The sequence below is a fragment of the Clostridium sp. DFI.1.208 genome (assembly GCF_024463855.1).
GTDB lineage: Bacteria > Bacillota_I > Bacilli_A > Erysipelotrichales > Erysipelotrichaceae > Clostridium_AQ.
This window is the reverse complement of the sequence record NZ_JANGCA010000297.1, coordinates 1-271: the sequence shown is the minus strand read 5'-3', so window position 1 is coordinate 271 and position 271 is coordinate 1. Positions and strand designations below refer to the sequence as shown.

Sequence of the window (271 nt, the reverse complement as noted above, 5' to 3'; positions counted from 1 at the left end):
ATTCTTCATCCCAGCTGACGATCGTACCTTCTGCGTTCGTCCAGTTCTTGAATGCATAGCCTTCACTTGCTTCTGCTTTGCTTCCCTTTACGGTTCCGGTTACTGGCTTGACTTCATCCTTCGCATTAGTTACAGTTCCCATATTTTCATCATTTGATTTATATGAGATCGTTACCTCTGCATCTTCCTCGAAGTATGCTAAGAAGGTTGTATCTTCTTCATATTTTGCTTTTCTCAATGCTTCATCTGTTGCGAAATCGTTCGTTCCATC

Annotated in this window: 1 protein-coding gene; it reads right to left on the bottom strand. The window is 41.7% G+C overall.

What is annotated here, in order from left to right:
* Positions 1 to 271: hypothetical protein (locus NE665_RS24435; RefSeq protein ID WP_256302773.1), on the bottom strand; the 271-nt coding region annotated here is incomplete at both ends.